The sequence below is a fragment of the Mycobacterium timonense genome (genome assembly GCF_025821985.1).
Lineage (GTDB): Bacteria > Actinomycetota > Actinomycetes > Mycobacteriales > Mycobacteriaceae > Mycobacterium > Mycobacterium avium.
Genome location: NZ_JACKSY010000104.1, coordinates 450,876 through 473,800, shown reverse-complemented (window position 1 = coordinate 473,800; position 22,925 = coordinate 450,876). Strand labels below are relative to the sequence as shown.

Genomic DNA, 22,925 nt, shown 5'->3' with positions numbered 1-22,925 from the left:
CCGACTACTGGCTGCGTGACCGTGCCCGGCTACCCATCCGCCACCCGTCCGCGGCAGGCACGCCGGAATTGATAATGAAAATGATTTTCAGTAAGGTGAGGTCTTGCTGTGAGGCTGCCGAGGGTGCGGCTGTGAGTATGCCGAAAATGCGGCAAATCCCTAGGCGAAACGTCCTCATCAGCGGTAGAAGAAGGGCAGCGGAGTGGTGAGCCGACCAGGCTCGAACGCCTCGACAGTTAGCTTATGCAATGCTAACTTCAGGCGGTTAGGTTAGGGGAGGCTACATACATGAGAAGGCGCGGCCGTGGAACGCGGTGACACCGGCATGCTCACAGCTCAGCCGGTCAATTCCCGGGTCGACGCACGCGTCGACGGCGACGTGGTCAGCCGGTTCGCCACCTGCTGCCGCGCGCTGGGCATCGTCGTCTACCAACGGCAGCGCCCGGCCGACCTGGCCGCCGCCCGCTCCGGCTTCGCCGCGCTGACCCGCATCGCCCACGACCAGTGCGACGCGTGGACCGGGCTGGCGGCCGCCGGCGACGTGTCGCTGCGCGTGCTGGAGGCGGTCGCCCGCACCGCTGCCACCGCGGGCGTGCTGCAGCGCCAGGTGGACCTGGCGCCCGGCGCGCTGGGCTTCCGCTACGACACCGGGTTGTATCTGCAGTTCCGCGCCACCACGACCGACGACTTCCAGCTCGCCTACGCGGCGGCGCTGGCAACCGCCGGGCGCTTCGCCGACGCCGACCGGATCGTCGCCGCGCTGACCGCCGCCCGACCCGGCTGGCGGGAAGCCCGCTGGGTGTCGGTCGTGATCAACTACCGGGCCGAGCGCTGGTCGGACGTCGTCAAGCTGCTCACCCCGATCGTCAACGACACCGACCTCGACGACGCCTACGCGCACGCCGCCAAGATCGCCCTGGGCACCGCGCTGGCCCGCCTCGGCATGTTCGCCCCGGCGCTGTCCTACCTGGAGGAGCCCGACGGTCCGGTCGCCGTGGCGGCCGTCGACGGCGCCCTGGCCAAGGCGCTGGTGCTGCGCGCGCACGTGGACGAGGAATCGGCCAGCGAGGTGCTGCAGGACCTCTACGCCGCGCACCCGGAGAACGAACAGGTCGAACAGGCGTTGTCGGACACCAGTTTCGGCATCGTCACCACCACCGCGGCCCGCATCGAGGCCCGCACCGACCCGTGGGACCCCGCCACCGAGCCCAGCGCAGAGGACTTCGTCGACCCGGCCGCGCACGAGCGCAAGGCGGTGCTGCTGGCCGAGGCCGAACGCCAGCTCGCCGAATTCATCGGACTCGACGAGGTCAAGAACCAGGTGTCCCGGCTGAAAAGCTCGGTCGCCATGGAACTGGTCCGCAAGCAGCGCGGGCTCGCGGTCGCGCAGCGGGCCCACCACCTGGTGTTCGCCGGGCCGCCCGGAACCGGTAAGACCACCATCGCCCGCGTGGTGGCCAAGATCTATTGCGGCCTGGGGCTTTTGAAGCGGGAGAACATCCGCGAGGTGCACCGCGCCGACCTGATCGGCCAGCACATCGGCGAGACCGAGGCCAAGACCAACGCCATCATCGACAGCGCGCTGGACGGGGTGCTGTTCCTCGACGAGGCCTACGCGCTGGTCGCCACCGGCGCAAAGAACGACTTCGGGCTGGTCGCCATCGACACCCTGCTGGCCAGGATGGAGAACGACCGCGACCGCCTGGTGGTCATCATCGCCGGATACCGGGCCGACCTGGACAAGTTCCTGGACACCAACGAGGGCTTGCGTTCCCGGTTCACCCGCAACATCGACTTCCCGTCCTACGCGCCGTCGGAGCTGGTCGAGATCGCCACCAAGATGGCCGAACAACGCGACAGCGTCTTCGAACAGGCCGCGCTGGACCACATGGAGGAGTTGTTCACCAAGCTGGCCCGCGAATCGACCCCGGACGCCAACGGGATCTCGCGCCGCAACCTGGACATCGCCGGTAACGGCCGATTCGTCCGGAACATCGTCGAGCGCGCCGAAGAGGAACGGGAGTTCCGGCTCGACCATTCCGAGCACGCCGGAACCGGCGAATTCACTGACGAGGAGCTGATGACGATCACCGACGACGACGTCGCACGGTCGGTTGAGCCGCTGCTGCGCGGCCTTGGCCTGTCGGTGCCGGCATGACCGCCAACAACGAGCCCGACGACCGGCGTTCGTTCTCCTCGCGCACCCCGGTCAACGACAACCCCGACCAGGTGCAGTACCGGCGCGGCTTCGTCACCCGGCACCAGGTCAGCGGCTGGCGATTCGTGATGCGCCGCATCGCCTCCGGTATCGCGCTGCACGACACCCGGATGCTGGTCGACCCGCTGCGCACCCAGTCGCGCGCCGTCGCGATGGGCGCGGTCCTGCTGGTCACCGGGCTGGCCGGCTGCTTCGTGTTCTCGCTGATCCGGCCCAACGGCACCGCCGGGACCAACGCCGTGCTGGCCGACCGGTCGACGGCCGCGCTGTACGTCCGGGTCGGCGACGACCTGCACCCGGTGCTCAACCTGACCTCCGCCCGGCTGATCGTGGGCAAGCCGGTCAACCCCACCACCGTGAAAAGCGCTGAGCTGGATCGGTTTCCGCGCGGCAACCTGCTCGGCATCCCCGGCGCCCCGGAGCGGATGGTGCAAAACCCGTCCACCGACGCGAACTGGACGGTGTGCGACTCGGTCAGCGAGCCCGCCCCGGGCGGGCACGGCGCGCACAGCACCGGTGTCACCGTGATCGCGGGCCGGCCGGACAGCAGCGGCGCCCGCGCCGCCGCGCTGCCGTCGCAGCAGGCGATCCTGGCCGAGCGGGACGGCGGCACCTGGCTGCTGTGGAACGGCCGGCGCTCGCAGATCAACCTGGCCGACCACGCCGTCACCAACGCGCTCGGCTTGACCGAGAACAACTCCGAGCTGCCCGCGCCCCGGCCCATCGCGCTGGGTCTGTTCAACGCGATACCCGAGGCGCCGTCGTTGTCCGCGCCGGGCATCCCGAACGCCGGCGCCCCGGCGCCGTTCGCGGTGCCGGCACCGATCGGGGCCGTGGTGGTCTCCTACACCCTGGATCAAAGCTCCTCGGGGGCGCCGCGCTACTACGCGGTGCTGCCCGACGGCCTGCAGCAGATCTCACCGGTGCTGGCGGCGATCCTGCGCAACACCAATTCCTATGGGCTGGACCAACCGCCGCGGCTGGGCGCCGACGCGGTGGCCAAGCTGCCGGTGTCGCGGATGCTGGACACCGCGCGCTACCCGGACCAACACGTCAGCCTGGTGGACACCGCCAAATCGCCTGTCACATGCGCATATTGGAGCAAGCCCGCCGGTGCGGCCACCAGCTCGCTGAACCTGTTGTCCGGCTCGGCGCTGCCGATCGCCGAATCGATCCGCCCCGTCGACCTGGTGGGCGGCGGCTCCCCGCAGAACGGGCCGGTGGCCACCCGGGTCGCGTTGCCGCCGGGCACCGGCTACTTCACCCAGACCGCCGGCGGCGGCGCGGGCTCGCCGGGCGCCGGATCGCTGTTCTGGGTGTCGGACACCGGGGTCCGCTACGGCGTCGACAACGAGGCCGAGCGCTCGGCCGCCGGGCACGGCAAAACGGTTGAGGCCCTTGGCCTTAGCGGCTCGCCGCTGCCCATCCCGTGGTCGGTGCTGTCGTTGTTCGCCAAGGGTCCGACGTTGTCGCGCGCCGACGCGCTGCTGGCACACGACGGGCTGCCGCCCGACCAGGCGCCCGGCCGCGTGGCTGCCGCCGCACCGCAAGCCGAGGGAGCCCCCCGATGAGCCGACTGATCTTCGAAGCGCGCCGCCGGCTGGCGCCGCCGGTCGCCCGCAAGGGCACCATCGTCATCGAGCCGCCGCCCGAGCTGCCCCGGGTGATCCCGCCGTCGTTCCTGCGCCGGGCGATGCCCTACGTGCTGGTGATCCTGATCGTCGGCATGATCGTCGCGCTGTTCGCCACCGGGATGCGGCTGATCTCGCCGCAGACGCTGTTCTTCCCGTTCGTGCTGTTGCTGGCCGCGACCGCGATGTACCGCGGCAATGACAACAAGACGCGCACCGAGGAGGTCGACGCCGAACGCGCCGATTACCTGCGTTACCTGTCGGTGGTCCGGGACAACATCCGCACCCAGGCCGCCGCCCAGCGCGCCGCCGCGCAGTGGTCGCATCCCGAGCCCAGCGCACTGGCCACGGTGCCCGGATCGCGCCGCCAGTGGGAGCGCGACCCGCACGACCCGGACTTCCTGGTGCTGCGCGCCGGCCGCCACCACGTGCCGCTGGCCACCACGCTGCGAGTCAACGACATCGCCGACGAGATCGATCTGGAACCGGTGTCGCACAGCGCATTACGCAGCCTGCTCGACACCCATCGCACGGTGCGCGACGTGCCGACCGGAATCGATCTGGCCAAGGTCTCCCGGATCACGGTGCTGGGTTCGCAAGACGAGGCGCGCGCCGCGATGCGGGCCTGGATCGCTCAGGCGGTCACCTGGCACGACCCGACGGTGCTCGGGATCGCCCTGGTGACACCCGATCTGGAAGGCCCGGACTGGTCCTGGCTGAAGTGGTTGCCGCACATCGACATTCCCGGTGAGCTCGACGGGGTGGGGCCGGCCCGTTTCATGGCCGGCAACGTCGACGAACTGGTCGCGAAGCTCGGCCCGGCGCTGCTGGACCGGCCGGCCTTCACCGGCGAGGCGGCCGACGCGCTGCGGCACCTGCTGATCGTCGTCGACGACCCGGACTACGACCTGAGCGCCTCGGCGCTGGCGGTCGGCCGGGCCGGTGTCACCGTGGTGCACCGCAGCGCGACAGCGCCGCACCGCGAACAGTATTCGGATCCGGAGAAGCCGATCCTGCGCGTCGCGCAGGGCGCCATCCAACGCTGGCAGACCGGCGGCTGGCAGCCCTACATCGACCACGCCGACCAGCTGGGCACCGACGAGGCCGCCCACCTGGCGCGCCAGCTGTCGCGCTGGGACTCCAACCCGACGCACACCGGGCTGCGCTCGGCGGCCACCCGCGGCGCCACCTTCACCACCCTGCTGGGCATCCCGGATGCCTCCCAGCTGGATGTGCCCACGCTGTGGGCGCCGCGCCGCCGCGAGGACGAGTTGCGCGTCCCGATCGGCGTCACCGCCACCGGTGAGCCGCTGATCTTCGACCTCAAGGACGAAGCCGAGGGCGGCATGGGCCCGCACGGGCTGATGATCGGCATGACCGGTTCGGGCAAGTCGCAGACCCTGATGTCGATCCTGTTGTCGCTGTTGACAACTCACTCGGCCGACCGGCTGATCGTCATCTATGCCGACTTCAAGGGCGAGGCCGGCGCGGACAGCTTCCGCAACTTCCCGCAGGTGGTCGCCGTCATCTCCAACATGGCCGAGAAGAAGTCGCTGGCCGACCGGTTCGCCGACACGCTGCGCGGCGAGGTGGCCCGGCGGGAGAACCTGCTGCGCGAAGCCGGCCGCCGGGTGCAGGGCAGCGCGTTCAACTCGGTGGTCGAGTACGAGGCCGCCATCGCTGCGGGACACGACCTGCCGCCGATCCCCACGCTGTTCGTGGTGGCCGACGAATTCACCCTGATGCTGGCCGACCACCCCGAGTACGCGGAGCTGTTCGACTACGTCGCCCGCAAGGGCCGCTCGTTCCGCATCCATATCCTGTTCGCGTCGCAGACCCTGGACGTCGGCAAGATCAAGGACATCGACAAGAACACCTCCTACCGCATCGGGCTGAAGGTGGCCAGCCCCAGCGTGTCCCGGCAGATCATCGGCGTGGAGGACGCCTACCACATCGAATCCGGCAAGGAGCACAAGGGCGTGGGCTTCTTGGTGCCCGCCCCCGGCGCCACCCCGATCAAGTTCCGCAGCACCTACGTCGACGGCATCTACGAGCCGCCGCAGAAGGCCAAATCCTTTGTGGTGCCGTCTATCCCAGAGCCCAAGCTGTTCACCGCCGGGCGGGTCGAACCCGATCAGGACACCGTGATCAGTGCGCCCGAGGAAGACGAACTGACCGGGCCGCCGCGCAAGCTGATCGCCACCATCGGCGAGCAGCTGGCCCGCTACGGTCCGCGCGCACCGCAGCTGTGGCTCCCGCCGCTGGACGAGCCGATCCCGTTGAGCGCCATGCTGGCCCGCGCCGGCGTGCCGCCGCGGCAGTGGCAGTGGCCGCTCGGCGAGATCGACAAGCCCTTCGACATGCGCCGCGACCCGCTGATCTTCGACGCCGCGTCCGCGGCCGGCAACATGGTCATCCACGGTGGCCCCAAGTCGGGGAAGTCGACCGCGCTGCAGACCTTCATCCTGTCCGCGGCCAGCCTGCACTCGCCGCGCGAGGTCACCTTCTACTGCCTGGACTACGGCGGCGGGAAACTGCGTGCGCTCGAAGATCTGGCGCACGTTGGCAGCGTGGCCTCGGCGCTGGAACCCGAACGCATCCGGCGCACCTTCGGCGAGCTCGAGCAGCTGCTGTTGTCGCGGCAGCGCCGCGAGGCGTTCCGGGACTCCCGCGGTGGGGTGCCCGACGACGGGTTCGGCGAGGTGTTCCTGGTCATCGACAACCTGTACGCGTTCGGCCGCGACAACACCGACCAGTTCAACACGCGAAACCCGTTGCTGGCCAAGGTCAGTGAGCTGGTCAACATCGGCCTGGCGTACGGCATCCACGTCGTGATCACCACCCCGAGCTGGCTGGAGGTGCCGCTGGCCATGCGGGACGGCCTCGGGCTGCGGCTGGAACTGAAGTTGCACGACCCGCGGGACAGCAATGTCCGAGTGGTCGGCGCGCTGCGCCGCCCCGCCGAGGCGGTGCCGCACGACCAGCCCGGTCGCGGATTGACCATGGCCGCAGAGCATTTCCTGTTCGCCGCCCCGGAGCTCGACCAGATCGCCGCGATCAACGACCGCTACCCGGGCATGGCGGCGCCGCCGGTGCGGCTGCTGCCCACCAACCTGGCCCCGCACGCCGTCGGGGCGCTGTACCGCGGGCCGGAGCAGGTGGTGATCGGGCAGCGCGAGGAGGACCTGGCGCCGGTGGTGCTCAACTTCGCCGACAACCCGCTGCTGATGGTGTTCGGCGACAGCAAGACGGGCAAGACCACGTTGCTGCGCCACCTCATTCGCACCGTGCGCGAACACTCCTCGCCCGACCAGGTGGCCTTCACCGTGCTGGACCGGCGGCTGCACCTGGTCGACGAACCGCTGTTCGCCGACAACGAATACACCGCCAACATCGACCGCATCATCCCGGCGATGCTGGGGCTGGCCAACCTGATCGAATCGCGCCGGCCACCGGCCGGCATGTCGCCGCAGGAGCTGTCCCGCTGGACGTACGCGGGCCACACCCACTACCTGATCATCGACGACGTCGACCAGATCCCGGACTCACCGGCGATGAGCGGGCCCTACGTCGGGCAGCGCCCGTGGACCCCGCTGATCGGATTGCTGTCGCAGGCCGCCGATCTGGGGTTGCGGGTGATCGTCACCGCGCGCGCCACCGGCTCGGGGCACGCGCTGATGACCAACCCGCTGCTGCGCCGGTTCAACGACCTGCAGGCGACCACGCTGATGCTGGCGGGCAACCCGCAAGACAGCGGCAAGATCCGCGGCCAGCGATTCGGCCGGTTGCCCGCCGGACGGGCAATCCTGTTGGGCGACAGCGACGCTCCGACATACGTGCAGTTGGTCAACCCCCTGGCCGGGGAATCCGTCATGGCAAGTGAAGCGCAACGGGAGGAGTAGAGATGACACTGCGAGTGGTCCCCGAAGGCCTGGCCGCCACCAGTGCGGCGGTGGAGGCGCTGACGGCGCGGCTGGCGGCCGCGCACGCGGCGGCGGCGCCGGCGATCACGGCGGTGGTGCCGCCGGCGGCCGACCCGGTATCCCTGCAAACCGCACTGGGTTTCAGCGCCCAGGGCCAGGAGCACTCGGCCGTGGCGGCCCAGGGCGTGGAGGAGCTGGGCCGGGCCGGGGTCGGTGTCGGCGAGGCCGGCGCGAGCTATCTCGCCGGCGACACGGCGGCCGCTGCGACGTTCGGGATCGCGGGCGCCTGACACATGACCTCCCCGTTCGGACCGATCTGGATGGCTTCGCCGCCCGAGGTGCATTCGGCGTTGCTCAGCGCCGGTCCGGGCCCGGGGCCGCTGCTGGCGGCCGCCGGTGCCTGGGCCTCGCTGAGCGCCCAATACGCCACGGCGGCAGCCGAACTCAGCGCACTGCTGGGCGAGGCGCAGGCCGGGTCCTGGGAAGGGGAGAGTGCCGCGCAGTACGCGGCGGCCCACCTGCCGTATCTGGCGTGGCTGCAGCAGGCCAGCGCCGACAGCGCGGGGGCCGCGGCGCAGCAGGAGGTGGCCGCGACGGCCTACACGACCGCGCTGGCGGCCATGCCGACGCTGGCCGAACTGGCCGCCAACCACACCATCCACGGGGTGCTGCTGGCGACGAATTTCTTTGGCATCAACACCATTCCGATCGCCGTGAACGAAGCCGACTACGCCCGGATGTGGGTGCAGGCGGCCACCACGATGGGCACCTACCAGGCCGTCGCCGGCTCGGCGCTGGCCGCGGCGCCGCGCACCGCCCCGGCGCCGTCCATCGTCAAACCCGGCGGGGAAGCCAACAACCTCGCGGCCAACGCGGCCCAGAACAGCTCCGGGGATTGGTGGCAGAACTTCATCCAGCAGCTGTCCCAGTTCTTCCAGAACATCCAGAAGATGCTGCAGGACTTCTGGGCGAATCTGCCGGCGTTCCTGGCGGCCAACGGACCCCTGCTGTTCTTCGTCGCCTACCAGGTGTTCTTCAACGCGGTGGGCTGGCCGACCTGGGGTGCGATCCTGACCGCGCCGTTCCTGCTGCCGCTGCTGCTGGGCATCGGCCTGAGCTCGCTGCTGGCCGCGCCCGCCGAGATCGCGCCCGTCGCCGCCCCCGCCGCGATCACCCCGGTGCTGGCGTCGAACAAGCCGCCCACGTTGCCGGCGGCGGTGGCGCTGGCCCCGAGCGTCGCCACCCCCGCCGGGGCCCCGGCCAGCACGGTCGCCGCCGGCTCCGGCGCGCCGGCCGCCCCCGCGCCGGCCGCCGCGGCGGGAAACTTCGCCTATCTGGTCGCCTTCGGCGGCGACCCGGACACCGGAGTGGGCCCCACCCTGAGCGGGCGCGGCGGGGCCAAGGCCCCGGCGGCGACCATCCCCGCGGCCGGTGCGGCCGCGCCGGCCCGCGCCGAGGCGCGAGCGCGACGCCGGCGGCGGGCCGCACTGCACGACTACAGCGACGAATTCCTGGACATGGACTCCGGTTTCGGTGTCCCCCCGGATTACGGCGCCGAGGAGGAGCTGGCCGCGGCGGTGGCCTCCGGGCAGGGCGCCGGGACGCTCGGGTTCGCCGGAACCCAGCAGCGGCGCAAGGCCTTTCAAGCGGCCGGACTGACCAAGCTGGCCGACGACGACTTCGGCGGCAGCCCACGGATGCCCATGGTGCCCGGCACCTGGGAGCAGGACACACAGAACGGAGCTCATCCGACCGAGCCGGGGAAAGGGGGGTAAGGCAGTCAGCCAGATGCAGGTGAATCACCGAAACCCCAACGGACGCAACAGAAAGGAAGCACCATGAGCATGTTGGACGCTCACATTCCGCAGTTGGTAGCCGCACAATCGGCGTTCAGCGCCAAGGCGGCGCTGATGCGCAGCACGATCAGCCAGGCCGAGCAGGAAGCGGTCTCGGCCCAGGCGTTCCACCAGGGCGAGTCCTCGGCGGCATTCCAGGCCGCGCACGCCCGCTTCGTGGAAGTCGCCGCCCGGGTCAACACCCTGCTGGACATCGCCCAGGCCAACCTCGGCGACGCCGCCGGCACCTACGTGGCCGCCGACGCCGCGGCCGCGTCCGGCTACACCGCGTTCTGACCCAGCCGTTTTCGAGACGCCGACAGCGAAAGGACTTGTGATGTCACAGATCATGTACAACTACCCGGCGATGCTGAGCCACGCCGCCGACATGTCGGGCTATGCCGGCACGATGCAGGGCCTGGGCGCCGACATCGCCAGCGAGCAGGCCACCCTGTCCAACGCCTGGCAGGGTGACACCGGGATGACCTACCAGGTGTGGCAGGCGCAGTGGAACGAGGCGATGGAGAGCCTGGTGCGCGCCTACCAGTCGATGGCCAGCACCCACGAGGCCAACACCATGTCCATGTTGGCCCGCGACCAGGCCGAAGCCGCCAAATGGGGCGGCTAGTTCGTGGCTGAACTGACCTGATGGACCCAGCACCCAACGCCGTCGAGCTGACGGTCGATCACGCCTGGTTCATCGCGGAAACCACTGGGGCAGGAAGCTTTCCCTGGGTGTTGGCGATCACCTGCCCGTACCGCGATGCGGCGGAACGCAACGCGTTCCTCGACCGTCAGCGCGCGGAGCTGAGCGAGATGGGCCTGGTGTCCGACGCCGGGCTGATCAACCCCGCGGTCGCCGAGTGGATCAAGGTGGTGTGCTTCCCGCAGCGCTGGCTGGACCTGCGCTACGTCGGCCCCGCCAAGGACACCGGTGAAGGCGGCGGCAGCGAGCTGCTGCGCGGCATCGTCGCGCAGCGCGACGGCGCGGGCGGCCGGTCGATCACGGTGGTCGCGTTGCGCAGCGCGCAGCTGATCACGTTCACCGCCATGGACATCGACGATCCACGCGCGCTGGTCCCGGTGCTCACCGTGGGCCTCGCGCAGCGAGCACCGGCCTCCTTCGACGAGTTCAGCATGCCCACCCGGGTCGGCGCCCGGGCCGACGAGCGGCTGCGTGCGGGTGCTCCGCTTTCCGAAGTCCTTGACTACCTTGGTATTCCGCAGTCGGCGCGTCCGGTGGTGGAGTCGGTGTTCAACGGCCCGCGCAGCTACGTCGAGATCGTCGCCGGCTGCCACCGCGACGGCCGGCACTCCACCACCGAGGTGGGGATGAGCATCGTCGACGCCCGCGAGGGGCGGGTGCTGGTCAGCCCGTCCCGCGCGTTCGACGGCGAATGGGTGTCGACGTTCAGCCCGGGCACCCCGTTCGCGATCGCCGTCGCGATCGAACACCTGACCGCGCTGCTGCCGGACGACGGATGGTTCGCCGGCCACCGGCTGGCCCGAGATTTTTCTGTCCAACACTGAAGAGAAATAGAGAAGAGAGCACGATGTTCCAGGAACGGCCGCAACATTCTGCGAGGGTCCGGTGACGTCCGGAACCGTCATGCCGATCGTCCGGGTGGCAATACTGGCGGACAGCAGGCTGACGGAGATGGCCCTGCCCGCCGAGCTGCCGCTACGCGAGATCCTGCCCGCCGTACAGCGTTTGGTGGTTCCGGCCGCCGCCAACGGCGACTCGGAGGACGGCGCCCCGTCGCGGGGCGCCGCAGAGGTCGGCGGGGCGGTGCAACTGAGCCTGGCGCCCATCGGCGGGGCGCCGTTCAGCCTGGACGCCAGCCTGGACACGGTCGGCGTCGTCGACGGTGACCTGCTGGCCCTGCAACCGGTGCCGGCCGGCCCGGCCGCGCCCGGCATCGTGGAGGACATCGCTGACGCGGCCATGATCTTCTCCACCTCGCGGCTACGGCCTTGGGGCACAACGCATATCCAGCGTTTCGCGCTGGCCGCGGTGATCGCGGTGGCCCTACTGGCGACCGGACTGTCGGTCAGCTACCGGGTCGCCACCGGGGCGCTGGCCGGGCTGGTCGCGGTCAGCGCGGTGGCGGCACTGACCGCGATAGTCGGCCTGCTGGCCACCGCCCGCTCGCCGCGCACCGGGATGGCGCTCTCGATCGCGGCGCTGGTGCCCATCGGCGCGGCGCTGGCGCTGGCGGTGCCGGGCCGGTTCGGTCCCGCGCAGGTGATGCTGGCCGCGGCGGGTGTCACCGCCTGGTCGCTGATCGCCCTGATGGCGCCCAGCGCCGAGCGGGAACGCCTCGCCGGCTTCTTCACCGCGACGGCGGTGCTGGGCGCCGCGGTGCTGCTGGCCGCGGGCGCCGAATTGCTTTGGCACATCACGCCCGTCGCGCTCGGCTGCGGCCTGATCGTGGCCGCGCTTCTGGTCACCGTGGAAGCCGCGCCGCTGTCCGCGCTGTGGGCCCGCTTCCCGCTGCCGGTCATTCCGGCGCCGGGCGACCCCACGCCGTCGGCGCCCCCGTTGCCGGTGCTCGAGGACCTGCCGCGGCGGGTGCGGATCGGCGACGCCCACCAGAGCGGGTTCATCGCCGCCGCGGTGCTGCTCAGCGTGCTGGGCTCGGTGGCGATCGCGCTGCGGCCCGAAACACTCAGTGCCGCAGGCTGGTACGTGGTGGGGGCGACGGCGGCGACGTCGGTGCTGCGCGCCCGGGTGTGGGACTCGGCCGCGTGCAAGGCGTGGCTGCTCGCCCAGCCGTACCTGGCCGCCGGTGTGCTGCTGGTGCTCTACACCGCGACCGGCCGGTATGCGGGCGCCCTCGGCGCGGTGCTGGTGCTGCTGGCGCTGGTGGCGGTGTGGATCGTGGTGGCCCTGAACCCGGGTATCGCCGCGCCGGAAAGCTATTCGCTGCCGGTGCGCCGGTTGGTCGGCTTCGTCGCGACCGGGCTCGATGCGTCGCTGATCCCGGTCATGGCGTTCGTGGTCGGCCTGTTCGGCTGGGTGCTCGATCGATGATTCGGCCGGCATCGGCCTGCCTCGCGGCGGTGTTGGCGTTGTTGCCCGCCACCGCGACGTGGGCGAGTCCGCCGGCCCTCGCGATCAGCCCGCCGACGGTCGATCCGGGGGTCCCGCCACCGAGCGGGGCGCCCGGCCCGGGGCAGCCGATGGAGCAGCGCGCACCTTGTACCACCTCCGGGGTGATCCCGGGCAGCGAGCCGGCCGCCGTCACACCCAGCCAGTCGGCGCTGAATCTTCCTGCGGCATGGCGGTTTTCCCGCGGTGACGGTCAGCTGGTCGCGGTGCTGGACACCGGGGTGCGGCCCGGCCCGCGGCTACCCAACGTCGAACCGGGCGGCGATTTCGTCGAGACCACCGACGGCCTGACCGACTGCGACGGGCACGGGACGCTGCTGGCCGGCCTCGTCGCGGGCCAGCCGTCGCCCGACGACGGGTTCGCCGGCGTCGCCCCCGCGGCGCGCGTGGTGTCGATCAGGACCACCTCGGCCAAGTTCTCGCCGCGCACCCCGGGCGGCGATCCGCTGCTGGCGCGGGCGGCCGCGGAGGTCGGCACGCTCGCCCGCGCGATCGTGCACGCGGCCGACCTGGGCGCCCGGGTGATCGACGTCGGCTCGGCCACCTGCCTGCCGGTGGACCGCCCCGTCGACCAGGCCGCCCTGGGCGCCGCCGTGCGCTATGCGGCCGTGGACAAGGACGCGGTGATCGTCGCCGCCGCCGGCGACAGCGGGCCGACCGGATCGTTCGCCGGCGGAACGTCGTGTGAGTCCAATCCGCTCACCGACCTGAGCCGCCCGAACGATCCACGCAATTGGGCCGGCGTCACCTCGCTGTCCATCCCGTCGTGGTGGCAGCCCTACGTGCTGTCGGTGGCCTCGCTGACCCCGGACGGTCAACCGTCGAAGTTCACCGTGGCCGGCCCGTGGGTGGGGGTTGCGGCGCCCGGCGAACGCATCGTGTCGATCGGCAACGGCGACGGCGCCGGCCTGACCAACGGCCTGCCCGACGAACACCAGCAGCTGGCCGCCCTCAACGGCACCGGCTACGCGGCCGGTTACGTCGCGGGCGTCGCCGCGCTGGTGCGCAGCAAGTATCCCGACCTGTCCGCCACCGCGGTGGTGCATCGGATCACCGCAACCGCGCACAACGGCGCCCGCGACCCGTCCAACGTGGTGGGCGCGGGCAGCGTGGACCCGGTGGCGGCGCTGACCTGGCAACTGCCCGCCGGCGATCAGCCGGGCCCGGCGGCCAAGCCGATCGCCGTGCCGCCCGCGCCGGCGCCCCCCGACACCACACCCCGCACCGTGGCGGTGGCCGGCACCGCCGCCCTGGCCGTGCTGGTCGCGGTGGCCGGCGCGGTCACCGCCCTCGCGGCACGCCGACGAAAGGACCCCAGCCCGTGAGCAAGCATCGGATACCGACGCCCGGAAGCGGGCGAATCACGTTGGCGCTGTTGGCCGTTGTGCCCGCGGCGATGGCCTACCCGTGGCACTCGCCGCGCGACTACTGGCTGCTGGGCATCGCGGCCGCGGTGCTGATCGTGCTGTTCGGTTGGTGGGGCGGGCTGTACTTCACCACCCTGCTGCGCCGCCGGCTGGCGATGATCGGGCGGCACAATGCGGTGCGCCCGCAGCGTCCCGACCCGGCCACCACCGTCCTGATCCGCGTCGGTGCGCCCGCCGACGGCTCCGACGCGCTGCCGCTGCCGCTGATCGCCGGCTACCTGGACCGCTACGGCATCCGTGCGGACAAGGTCCGAATCACCAGCCGCGACAACGCCTCCGACGAGTCCCGGCGCCAAACCTGGATCGGGCTCACCGTGTCGGCGCCGGACAACCTCGCCGCACTGCAGGCGCGCTCGCCGCGCATCCCGTTGGCCGAGACCGCGCAGGTCGCCGCCCGCCGGCTGGCCGACCACCTGCGGGAGACCGGCTGGGAGGCCGGTGTTGTCCCGCCCGACGACGTCCCCCGCCTGTTGACGTCCAACCCGCGCGAGAGATGGCGCGGGGTGCAGCGCGGCCCGTCGGATTACCTTGCCGCATACCAGATCCCGGTGGACGAGTCGCTGCCGGAGACGTTGGAGGCGATCCGCTCGTACCCGGCGCGCGAAAGCTGCGTCGCGCTGGAGATCGCCGGGGACAAGGCGGCGCCGACGATCGCCGTGGCATGCGCTTTCCAGACCGACACCGCCCCGGACCGCGGGGCGCCGCTGGCCGGGCTGATCCCGCAACGGGGCAATCATCTGCCCGCGCTGACCGCCCTGGACCTGTTGTCGACCGGGCGGCTGGACGGGCACACCGCGGCGCCCGCGGACCTGCTCGACCGGCTGCACTGGCCCACCCAGGGTGCGCCGGCCGGTGACGCCGACACCGTCGCCGCCGCTAGAACATGACCTGCTGCAGGAACGCGGTCATCCGGCGCAGGTAGTCCAGCTGGCTGATGTGCAGCACGTGGCTGCCCGGAAACCAGTGCAGCGCACAATGATCCCAGTGCTGCCATAGCTTGACGGCGTGCTCGGGCGGGGCCATCCGGTCACCGAGGCCGGTGATGATCATCCGCCGGTCTTTGGCCAGCACCGGCCGGTAGGTGAGCGGGCAGTGGTAGGCCAACCCGGCGGCCAACTGCGCGCGGCTGATGTCGGACGATCGCAGGCCCAGCCCGACCAGCTTGTTGGCCGGGAACCATTCGTCGAACAGCGTCGCCGGGGTGACGACGGGACAGTTGGGGATGACGGCCTCGAGCCGATCGTCCACCGAGGCCACCAGCGCCGAGGTGTAGCCGCCCAGCGAGATGCCGGTGAGCGCGATGCGCTCGACACCGGTGTGGCGCAGATAGTCGATGAGCGAACGAAAGTCGTGCACGGCCTGGGCCATCGCCTCGGCGAAGCCGCTGAGTCCACCGGCGAAATAGCCGAAACCGCTGAAGGGCGAGAACCTTTCGGCCCGCTTGCCGTGAAAAGGCAAGGTGTACATCAACACGTCGTAGCCGGCCCGGTAGTACCAGGGCAACGAAAAGAACCGTCCGTTGGCCAGATACGACGACCCCAGGAAACCGTGGATGACGCACAGCGTGGGCCGCGGCCCGTCGTCGTGGCGCCAATGCTGCGCGCGCACTACGTTGTTGCGGCCCCACCCGCGCCAGCGCGCCCGCATGGCCGGGTTGACCGCGGTGAAGCTGCTGTCGAACGCGAGGTTGTCCACCGTGCCGCGGGCCACCCATTCGGCCAACGGGCTGGCCCGTCGGGAGGTGACCCGGGGCGGTTCGGTGGGCGGCGGAAAGGACCGGTCGGGGTCGGCCGCCGCGCCCAGCTCGGCGTAGAACTCGAGATTGGCGCGTTCGGTGGCGGCGTCGGCGTGCCGTAGCGCGTTGGCGACCACGAACGGCGCCACCGTGGTGGACAGCAGCGAGGCCACCCAGGTGCGCAGGGCCAGATCGCCCAGGGCCGAGGCCTCGACTACCATTCGCTGACGAGGCGACAACGCCGAAGTGGGGGGTAATCCGCCGGCGCCGGGCGGTACATCGGCGCCGGGAACGTCTGGAACGGGGATGGGCGGGTCGAACGGATCCAAGTCGGGCGCCACGAACGCCGATGCTAGCCCGGCCGTCGCGCGCTTCCTACAGCGTTCGGCCCGTTTCGCTTCGCCGTGATGTCATCTCGGGCCCACGCAGGGGCGGTGTCGAGGCGCACCATTGGGGTACTACGGTGTGCATCGGCCGGCTAGCGACGGCGCGTTGATCAGGAGGACCGACATGTGGGATCCGGACGTCTACCTGGCCTTTGCCGACCATCGGGCCCGTCCCTTCTACGATCTGCTGTCGCGGGTGGGCGCCGAGCGGGCGCGCCGCGTCGTCGATCTCGGGTGCGGGCCGGGCCACCTGACCAAGTACCTGGGCCGGCGCTGGCCGGACGCGGTCATCGAGGCGATGGACAGCTCCCCGGAGATGGTCGCCGCGGCCAAGGAGCGCGGCATCGACGCCGTCACAGGCGATCTGCGCAACTGGAAACCCAAGCCCGACACCGACGTGGTGGTCAGCAACGCCGCCCTGCACTGGGTGCCCGAACACTCCGACCTGCTGCTGCGCTGGGCCGGGCAGCTGGCGCCCGGGTCGTGGATCGGGGTGCAGATGCCGGGCAACTTCGAGTCCCCGTCCTACGCCGCGGTGCGCGCCCTGGCCCGCCGGGAGCCGTACGCGAAGTTGTTGCGCGACATACCTTTTCGGGTGGGCGCGGTGGTTCAGCCGCCGACCCACTACGCCAACATGCTGCTGGATGCGGGCTGCAAGGTCGACGTCTGGGAGACCACCTATCTGCACCAGCTGACCGGTGAGCATCCGGTGCTGGAGTGGATCACCGGCACCGCGCTGGTCCCGGTGCGCGAGCGGCTCGACGACGACGCCTGGGAGCAGTTCCGCGAGGAGCTGATCCCGCTGCTGCGCGACGCCTACCCGCCGCGCGCCGACGGGACGACGATCTTCCCGTTCCGGCGGGTCTTCATCGTCGCCGAGGTCGGCTCCGGCCGCCCGGCCGCCTAGCTCCCGCGCGCCGCCCCGCGCCGGCCCCGCGCGCCGCCCCGCGCCGGCCCCGCGCGCCGAGCACCGCGCCGGCCCCGCGCGCCGAGCGTGTGGGGCAGGTACGAAAAACGAACGGGACACGTGCGTAGGCCCCACACTGGGCGCGGCGCCCGGGCGGCGACTTCGCGTCACGATGACCGCAACTACCGCTGCGCGGGGTTGCCCTCCTCCTCGATGCCCCGGTCGGCGGCGATGGCCGAGCGGGCGGTCGGCCGGGCGCCGTGGTGAATCTGCAGATACGTTTCGGTGTAGCGCGCCGCGATGCGGGTGCCGGCGAACTCCGAGGGAATCACGTCCCCGGTGCGCTGACGCCAATCATGCAGCAGCACAGCAAGATTGGCGGCGACCTCGTCGGCGTCGGCGTCATCTCCGGCGAGCAGGTTGGTGATTTCGGTGGGGTCTGCGCGCAGATCGTAGAGTTCACGCTCGGGCCGCGGCGCGGTGACCAACGGCGCCACCGCCATCCCGGACGGGCTCTCCTCGATGTCCCAGGGCAGTTCCAGCAGCGGCCGCGACGCGTAGTTCTCGATGTAGCTGTAATCCTTGGTGCGAATCGCGCGAATCGGATCGAACGAGTCGTGGTAGGTCTTCATCGTGTACACGTGCTCGCGCACCGGCGCGGCATCCGGATCCGGCCGCAGCAGCGCGGACGCGTGCGACACGCCGTCGACATCGGGCGGCACGCTGATTCCCAACAGCCCCAACAGGGTTGGCACCAGATCGACCGCGCTGAACAACTCGTCGTACACCCGGGGCGGCAGTCCCCGGCCGGTGGGCGGCCGGACGATCATGCCGATGCCGGTGCCGGCGTCGTACAGCGTGGATTTCGCCCGCGGGAACGCCGGCCCGTGATCGGTGAAGAACACCACCCAGGTGCTGGCGTCCAAACCGGTGTCGGCCAGCGTGTCCAGCAGCCGGCCCACCGCGGCGTCGGCCGTGCTGATGGCCCCGTAGAAGGCGGCCAGGTCGCCGCGCACCTCCGGGGTGTCCGGGAGGTAGTCGGGCGGTTGCACCTCGGCGCTGTCCGCCGGCGGGTACCGGTCCTCCGGATATGGCCGGTGCGTCTCGAAGAAGCCGGCGGTCAGCAGAAACGGTTGCCCCACAACACCTTCAGCGCTCTGCCGCAGCCACTCGTCGGCCCGCTGCGCCACGTAGTCACAATAGGAATTCGACACGTCGAACTCGTCGAACCCCAACCGCTTCGGATAGGAGGTCTCGTGTTGCATGCCGAAAAGCGCCGAGTACCAACCCGCTTCGGACAGTATCTGGGGCAGGGTGCGAATCCCGCTGCGGTATTCCCAGCCGTGATGGGCCAGCCCGATCAGTCCGTTGGTCTGCGGATAGCGGCCGGTGAACAGCGATCCCCGCGACGGCGAGCACAGCGGCGCGGTGGCGTGCGCCCGGGTGAACAGGATGCCCTCGGCGGCAAGGCGGTCCAGGCGCGGGCTGGACACGTCCCGGTGGCCGTAGGCGCCCAGGTAGCGCCCCAGGTCGTGCCAGTGCACGATCAGCACGTTGTCCTTGCGGCCCGCGTCGTTGCGGTCGCCAGCGTCGCCCGGCGTCAATTGCGTCACCTCTCACATTGCCTTGCGACCGGCGACGATACCGCAACATGCCGCGACGACTCCCGCCGCGCCGACCGGTCAGGGCAGCTGCGGTTGCGCCCACCGGTTTTCGCAGACGAACTCCGCCAGCGGCCGCGGCGTGGCCCAGCCGTCCAGCTCCAGCGCCGGGCGATCGGGGAATTCGGGCACCGGTCCCAGGCACAGGATGGCCACCGGTTCGGCGCCGTCCGGCAACCCGAGCAGCTCCGCCAGCGGCCGCGGCTCGAACAGCGACACCCAGCCCATGCCCAGGCCTTCGGCCCGGGCCGCCAGCCACAGATTCTGGATGGCGCACGACACCGACGCCAGGTCCATCTGCGGCAACGTCCGCCGGCCGAAGACGTGCTTGTCGCGGTCGTCGCCCAGGGCCACCACGAGAAGCTCGGCGCACTCCAGGATGCCCTCCACCTTGAGCGCCAGGAACTCCTGCGCCCGCTCGCCCAGGGCGGCGGCGGTGCGCGGCCGTTCCTGCTCGACGAGGGCGTGAATGCGCCGGCGCAGCGCAGCGTCGGTGATCCGGATGAAGCGCCACGGCTGCATCAGCCCCACGCTGGGCGCGGCGTGCGCGGCGGCCAGCAGCCGCGCCAGCACCTGCTCGTCCACCACCGCGCCCGCAACGAAGCGGCGCATGTCGCGCCGTTCGGCGATGACGCGATAGACCGCCCGTCGCTCCTGCGGACTGAAAGCCGGACCGGTCACGCAGCCATCGTAGGAAATCCGGGCTAGCGTGGATCGTGTCTTGAAGGGAGTGGCCCGTGAAGCCTTCCGACGTCCTCGAGCAACTGGCCGCCGACCGCGGCGCCGACCGCGGCTACGGCGAGCCCTACCAGACCCCGGACGGCACCACCGTCATCGTGGTCGGCAAACCGCCGGGGGTCTTCACCATCCGTGACGGCCAGGCCCGCTGGACGCCGGCCGTGGACACCGGCCGGGTGGCGCTGATCGGGGTGATCACCGGCCTGCTGGCGGCGGTGATCGGCAGCCTGGCGGTGCTGCGCCAGCCGCCCTGGCCGCGGATTACGATCAGGGACTATAGGTAACGCCGACCGCGCGGAACACGTACTCCGGCGGCATGTCGAAGGCCAGCGAGTGGCGCGGCAGGCCGCTGAGCACATCGGCGGGAATGGCGACCTTGTAGTGCAGTGACAACTCGCCGCTGAATTTCTCGTCGACCCGCGAGACGTCGACGTCCACCTGCAATCCCGTCGAGGAAATCTCCACCTGGGCCGCCCCGGTCTGCGGCGCGTCCCAGGCGACGTTGACGGTCGGGCCGGCCAGCCGGGGCAGCATGGACAGCGTCGCCAGCACCCGCTCGGAGGTGAACACCAGCGACCCCGTGTAGCTGGCGACGCTGTGCGGCAGCCGCACGCCCGGGATGGTGCCGCTGAATCGCCGGGTCACCGCGACGTAATCGGCAAGGTAGATAAGGCCTTCCGCCTCGACCTGGGCATGCAGGTCGTCGGGCAGCTTGCCGATGCCGAACAACCTACGGACAAACACGGCCATGCTGCCCAGTATGACGGCGCGCGTGCCGTCGCGCGGCCGTGCTGGTATCGATGGGGCAATGATGCGACCGAGGCCCGCGCCCGCCGCGGCGATCGCCCTGCTGGCCACGGCGGTGTACGCGGTGATGTGGATCGGCTACCGGCACGGCTGGGGCTGGCTGGCGCGGATGGACTGGTCGTTGCTGAACGGCACGCGTGACCTCGCGGTCAAACACCCGGGCTGGCTGCGCGCGGCCGAGGTGGTGTCGGTGGTGCTGGGCCCGGGCACGCTGGCGGTGCTGGGCATCGCGGTAACGCTGTGCGCGGTGGTGCTGCGCCGGCTGCGGGCCGCGCTGGTGCTGGCGCTGGCCTGCGCGCCGTGCAACGAGCTGGTCACCGCCGGGGCCAAGGCGCTGGTCGACCGGCCGCGGCCGCCGACCGCGCTGGTCGGCGCGGCCTCGACGTCGTTTCCGTCCGGACACGCGCTCGAGGCGACGGCCGGTCTGTTGGCCATGACGTTGTTCGCGCTGCCGATGCTGAACCGGGTGCTGCGCGGCCTCCTCGTCGCCGCGGTCGCGGTGGCGCTGCCGGCGGTCGGGCTGTCCCGGGTGATGCTGAACGTGCACTACCCGTCCGATGTGCTGGCCGGCTGGTCGCTGGGCTATCTGTATTTCCTGTTGTGTCTCTTGGTGTTTCGGCCTTCGGCTCCGGACCGCTCGGGCTAAAGCCGTGCGGCGGCGGGCTTTTGGTCACGGCGCGGTGACCTAACCGGGTCTAAAGCTTTACTTGACCCTCGGGACGGGCCGGTCCGACGATGGAGTGCATGCACCGACTGCTCACGTCACTGTGCGCTGCGGCGTGCGTGATCGTCGCCTCGGTGGTGCTCTCGCCGATCAGTGCCGCGGCCGGCGCTCCCTGGTTCGCCAACGCGGTTGGCAATGCGACACAAGTGGTTTCGGTGGTCAGCACCGGCGGCTCGAACGCCACCATGGAGATCTTCCAGCGCACCGGCACCGGCTGGCAGTCGCTGCGCTCCGGCGTGCCCACCCACGTCGGCTCGGCCGGGATGGCGCCGCAGGCCAAGAGCGGCGTTCCGGCCACCCCGATGGGGGTCTACAGCCTGGACTCCGCCTTCGGCACCGCGCCCAACCCCGGCACCGGGCTGCCCTACACCCAGATCGTCGGGCCCAACTACTGGTGGAGCGGCGACGACCACAGCCCCACCTTCAACTCCATGCAGGTGTGCCCGAAAGCCCAGTGCCCGTTCAACACCGCCGAGAGCGAGAACCTGCAGATCCCGCAGTACAAGCACGCGGTGGTGATGGGCGTCAACAAGAACAAGACCCCCGGCGGCGGCGCCGCGTTCTTCTTTCACACCACCGACGGCAAACCCACCGAGGGTTGCGTGGCGGTCGACGACGCTCAGCTGGTGTCGATCATGAAATGGTTGCGGCCCGGCGCGGTCATCGCGATCACCAAGTGACGCTCAGTCCGCCCCGGCGATGGCCCGGCCCGGCTTGAGCGTGAAGTTCAGCCCCTCCAACGACATGGTGGCGTCATAGGTGCGGTCGTAGCCGGTGCCGCTGATCTTCCACCCCCGCTCGGTGCGCCGGTAGGTGTCGCGGTAGAAGGCCGCGCCGATCAGCATGAAATTGAGCTCGGCGACCATCACCCGGTCCTGCAGATACCAACTGCCCGTGGCGGTGTCGCCGTCTACGACGATGTCGGGATGAGTGACCCGGTGTTCGGTGATGACGTTCGCGGGCAGCGAGGTTCGCATGTACTCGACCAGCTCGGCGCGGTTGGTGAAGTGCAGTTCGTTGCCGATCGAGGGGCCGTAGTCGGCCGTGATGTCCTCGGCGAGGGTGTCGGCGAAATCGTCCCAGTGCTTGGTGTCCAGCGCGCGCAGATAGCGGTATTTGACTTGCTTGATGGCTTCGATGTCGGCCAGGTCGTCGAGGGTCATCGGATCATTGCAGCACACGGGTGACCATGTCGATCAGGGCACGCCGTTCCAGGCTCCAATCGACGGTCGTCCCGATCACCATCTGCGCCAGCACAACCCCGCGCAGCGTCGCCCAAATCACCTCGGCCACACCGGCATTCGCCGGATCCGTGGTGATCAGCCGGCCGAGCTGGCCGATCGCGGCGTTCATGTCCAGCAGGTGGCGGCGCGACGAGTCTCCCAGCGCGCCCCGGGTGGCGTGCAGGATCTCGAACGCCGCCATCGACGTGGGGCTGCTGTAGCAGCTCCACGCGGTGTCGATGACGACCTCGACGCGCTGCCGCAGCGGCAACTCGCTGACGTCGGCCGACGACAGGCTTTCCACCAGCCGGGCCACCCCGTCGTCCACCACGGCCATCAGCAGGCCGTTGCGGTCGCCGAAGTGGTACTGGATGACGCCCCAGGTCACTCCCGCCCGCTCGGCCACGTGCTTGGCGGTGGCGGCGGCGAACCCCTCCTCGATGATGCAGCGGACCGTCTCGTCGATGATCCTGGCCCGCGTGTCGTCGCCGCGCTTGCGCGGCGCGGTCGTCCGCCTGGTGGGCCCCGCGGGGCGACCGGGCTGCTGGCCTGCGGCAATGGACATTGTTGACTTTATAACATAGCCGAGTCTATTTTT

21 protein-coding genes are annotated in these 22,925 nt (G+C 70.8%); 15 read left to right on the top strand and 6 right to left on the bottom strand.

Annotated elements, in window-relative coordinates; genetic code table 11:
- Window positions 1-304 precede the first annotated feature (304 nt).
- The 11 genes from eccA3 (at window position 305) to eccE (ending at window position 15,033) form a co-directional block, all read left to right on the top strand.
- Window positions 305-2,158, top strand: coding sequence for a type VII secretion system ESX-3 AAA family ATPase EccA3 (gene eccA3, locus H7I87_RS24815; protein WP_011726302.1), 1,854 nt, complete (start codon window positions 305-307; stop codon window positions 2,156-2,158).
- Entirely contained in the window at window positions 2,155-3,789 is a 1,635-nt protein-coding gene (gene eccB, locus H7I87_RS24810) for a type VII secretion protein EccB (protein WP_033727353.1), read from the top strand. The genes eccA3 and eccB overlap by 4 nt, the downstream gene beginning before the upstream one ends.
- Window positions 3,786-7,751 carry a type VII secretion protein EccC gene (locus H7I87_RS24805; protein WP_023862118.1) on the top strand — a complete coding sequence of 1,322 codons (3,966 nt, stop codon included), beginning with the start codon at window positions 3,786-3,788 and terminating at the stop codon, window positions 7,749-7,751. The genes eccB and H7I87_RS24805 overlap by 4 nt, the downstream gene beginning before the upstream one ends.
- Window positions 7,752-7,753: 2 nt before the next feature.
- Entirely contained in the window at window positions 7,754-8,062 is a 309-nt protein-coding gene (locus tag H7I87_RS24800; RefSeq protein ID WP_011726300.1) for a PE family protein, read from the top strand.
- Window positions 8,063-8,065: 3 nt separating this feature from the next.
- A complete protein-coding gene (locus tag H7I87_RS24795; RefSeq protein WP_062909420.1) occupies window positions 8,066-9,547 on the top strand; it encodes a PPE family protein in 1,482 nt (493 codons plus the stop codon).
- 63 nt (window positions 9,548-9,610) lie between these two features.
- Window positions 9,611-9,904 (top strand): WXG100 family type VII secretion target, encoded by a 294-nt coding sequence (locus tag H7I87_RS24790; RefSeq protein ID WP_003873939.1) that lies wholly within the window; start codon window positions 9,611-9,613, stop codon window positions 9,902-9,904.
- A gap of 40 nt (window positions 9,905-9,944) precedes the next feature.
- A complete protein-coding gene (locus H7I87_RS24785) occupies window positions 9,945-10,235 on the top strand; it encodes a WXG100 family type VII secretion target (RefSeq protein ID WP_003879185.1) in 291 nt (96 codons plus the stop codon).
- A 20-nt stretch (window positions 10,236-10,255) separates the two neighbouring features.
- Window positions 10,256-11,137, top strand: a complete 882-nt coding sequence (locus tag H7I87_RS24780; RefSeq protein WP_003879186.1) for an ESX secretion-associated protein EspG — start codon at window positions 10,256-10,258, stop codon at window positions 11,135-11,137.
- A 79-nt stretch (window positions 11,138-11,216) separates the two neighbouring features.
- Window positions 11,217-12,641, top strand: a complete 1,425-nt coding sequence (eccD, locus tag H7I87_RS24775) for a type VII secretion integral membrane protein EccD (RefSeq protein ID WP_003879188.1) — start codon at window positions 11,217-11,219, stop codon at window positions 12,639-12,641.
- Window positions 12,638-14,044, top strand: a complete 1,407-nt coding sequence (mycP3, locus tag H7I87_RS24770; RefSeq protein WP_031348225.1) for a type VII secretion system ESX-3 serine protease mycosin MycP3 — start codon at window positions 12,638-12,640, stop codon at window positions 14,042-14,044. The genes eccD and mycP3 overlap by 4 nt, the downstream gene beginning before the upstream one ends.
- Complete coding sequence (gene eccE / locus H7I87_RS24765) at window positions 14,041-15,033, top strand: type VII secretion protein EccE (protein WP_031348226.1); 993 nt, start codon at window positions 14,041-14,043, stop codon at window positions 15,031-15,033. The genes mycP3 and eccE overlap by 4 nt, the downstream gene beginning before the upstream one ends.
- Here the strand turns inward: eccE and H7I87_RS24760 are convergent.
- Window positions 15,023-16,222, bottom strand: coding sequence for an alpha/beta hydrolase family protein (locus H7I87_RS24760; RefSeq protein ID WP_023882285.1), 1,200 nt, complete (start codon window positions 16,220-16,222; stop codon window positions 15,023-15,025). The genes eccE and H7I87_RS24760 overlap by 11 nt on opposite strands.
- A gap of 169 nt (window positions 16,223-16,391) precedes the next feature.
- On the opposite strand from H7I87_RS24760, the gene H7I87_RS24755 reads away from it, so the two are divergent.
- Window positions 16,392-17,174 (top strand): trans-aconitate 2-methyltransferase, encoded by a 783-nt coding sequence (locus tag H7I87_RS24755; RefSeq protein ID WP_011726292.1) that lies wholly within the window; start codon window positions 16,392-16,394, stop codon window positions 17,172-17,174.
- A gap of 182 nt (window positions 17,175-17,356) precedes the next feature.
- Here the strand turns inward: H7I87_RS24755 and H7I87_RS24750 are convergent, their stop codons facing one another.
- Both H7I87_RS24750 and bluB read right to left on the bottom strand, forming a co-directional pair.
- Window positions 17,357-18,787 (bottom strand): sulfatase family protein, encoded by a 1,431-nt coding sequence (locus H7I87_RS24750; RefSeq protein ID WP_003879192.1) that lies wholly within the window; start codon window positions 18,785-18,787, stop codon window positions 17,357-17,359.
- Between the two features lie 69 nt (window positions 18,788-18,856).
- A complete protein-coding gene (bluB, locus tag H7I87_RS24745) occupies window positions 18,857-19,516 on the bottom strand; it encodes a 5,6-dimethylbenzimidazole synthase (protein WP_019733757.1) in 660 nt (219 codons plus the stop codon).
- 56 nt (window positions 19,517-19,572) lie between these two features.
- On the opposite strand from bluB, the gene H7I87_RS24740 reads away from it, so the two are divergent.
- A complete protein-coding gene (locus H7I87_RS24740) occupies window positions 19,573-19,857 on the top strand; it encodes a hypothetical protein (protein WP_003873928.1) in 285 nt (94 codons plus the stop codon).
- On the opposite strand, the gene H7I87_RS24735 is transcribed toward H7I87_RS24740, so the two are convergent.
- Window positions 19,841-20,323 (bottom strand): hypothetical protein, encoded by a 483-nt coding sequence (locus H7I87_RS24735; protein ID WP_003873927.1) that lies wholly within the window; start codon window positions 20,321-20,323, stop codon window positions 19,841-19,843. The two genes, H7I87_RS24740 and H7I87_RS24735, sit on opposite strands and share 17 nt — an antisense overlap.
- Before the next feature lie 58 nt (window positions 20,324-20,381).
- Here H7I87_RS24735 and H7I87_RS24730 point away from each other — a divergent pair, with 58 nt between their 5' ends.
- Both H7I87_RS24730 and H7I87_RS24725 read left to right on the top strand, forming a co-directional pair.
- A complete protein-coding gene (locus H7I87_RS24730; RefSeq protein WP_011726289.1) occupies window positions 20,382-21,026 on the top strand; it encodes a phosphatase PAP2 family protein in 645 nt (214 codons plus the stop codon).
- A 98-nt stretch (window positions 21,027-21,124) separates the two neighbouring features.
- Complete coding sequence (locus H7I87_RS24725; RefSeq protein WP_003879195.1) at window positions 21,125-21,784, top strand: L,D-transpeptidase family protein; 660 nt, start codon at window positions 21,125-21,127, stop codon at window positions 21,782-21,784.
- Between the two features lie 3 nt (window positions 21,785-21,787).
- Here the strand turns inward: H7I87_RS24725 and H7I87_RS24720 are convergent, their stop codons facing one another.
- Together H7I87_RS24720 and H7I87_RS24715 are read right to left on the bottom strand one after the other, a co-directional pair.
- Window positions 21,788-22,267, bottom strand: a complete 480-nt coding sequence (locus tag H7I87_RS24720) for a nuclear transport factor 2 family protein (RefSeq protein ID WP_003873924.1) — start codon at window positions 22,265-22,267, stop codon at window positions 21,788-21,790.
- A 4-nt stretch (window positions 22,268-22,271) separates the two neighbouring features.
- Window positions 22,272-22,892, bottom strand: coding sequence for a TetR/AcrR family transcriptional regulator (locus H7I87_RS24715; protein ID WP_003873923.1), 621 nt, complete (start codon window positions 22,890-22,892; stop codon window positions 22,272-22,274).
- Between the last annotated feature and the right edge of the window lie 33 nt (window positions 22,893-22,925).

Excerpts from the sequence above, each read along its gene's own strand:
- H7I87_RS24735 (WP_003873927.1), bottom strand. The coding sequence starts at position 20,323 with ATGGCCGTGTTTGTCCGTAGGTTGTTCGGCATCGGCAAGCTGCCCGAC.
- H7I87_RS24725 (WP_003879195.1), top strand. The coding sequence starts at position 21,125 with ATGCACCGACTGCTCACGTCACTGTGCGCTGCGGCGTGCGTGATCGTC.
- H7I87_RS24715 (WP_003873923.1), bottom strand. The coding sequence starts at position 22,892 with ATGTCCATTGCCGCAGGCCAGCAGCCCGGTCGCCCCGCGGGGCCCACC.
- H7I87_RS24785 (WP_003879185.1), top strand. The coding sequence starts at position 9,945 with ATGTCACAGATCATGTACAACTACCCGGCGATGCTGAGCCACGCCGCC.
- H7I87_RS24805 (WP_023862118.1), top strand. The coding sequence starts at position 3,786 with ATGAGCCGACTGATCTTCGAAGCGCGCCGCCGGCTGGCGCCGCCGGTC.
- H7I87_RS24720 (WP_003873924.1), bottom strand. The coding sequence starts at position 22,267 with ATGACCCTCGACGACCTGGCCGACATCGAAGCCATCAAGCAAGTCAAA.
- H7I87_RS24780 (WP_003879186.1), top strand. The coding sequence starts at position 10,256 with ATGGACCCAGCACCCAACGCCGTCGAGCTGACGGTCGATCACGCCTGG.
- H7I87_RS24800 (WP_011726300.1), top strand. The coding sequence starts at position 7,754 with ATGACACTGCGAGTGGTCCCCGAAGGCCTGGCCGCCACCAGTGCGGCG.
- eccD (WP_003879188.1), top strand. The coding sequence starts at position 11,217 with ATGCCGATCGTCCGGGTGGCAATACTGGCGGACAGCAGGCTGACGGAG.
- H7I87_RS24790 (WP_003873939.1), top strand. The coding sequence starts at position 9,611 with ATGAGCATGTTGGACGCTCACATTCCGCAGTTGGTAGCCGCACAATCG.
- H7I87_RS24755 (WP_011726292.1), top strand. The coding sequence starts at position 16,392 with ATGTGGGATCCGGACGTCTACCTGGCCTTTGCCGACCATCGGGCCCGT.
- mycP3 (WP_031348225.1), top strand. The coding sequence starts at position 12,638 with ATGATTCGGCCGGCATCGGCCTGCCTCGCGGCGGTGTTGGCGTTGTTG.
- eccB (WP_033727353.1), top strand. The coding sequence starts at position 2,155 with ATGACCGCCAACAACGAGCCCGACGACCGGCGTTCGTTCTCCTCGCGC.
- H7I87_RS24795 (WP_062909420.1), top strand. The coding sequence starts at position 8,066 with ATGACCTCCCCGTTCGGACCGATCTGGATGGCTTCGCCGCCCGAGGTG.
- H7I87_RS24730 (WP_011726289.1), top strand. The coding sequence starts at position 20,382 with ATGATGCGACCGAGGCCCGCGCCCGCCGCGGCGATCGCCCTGCTGGCC.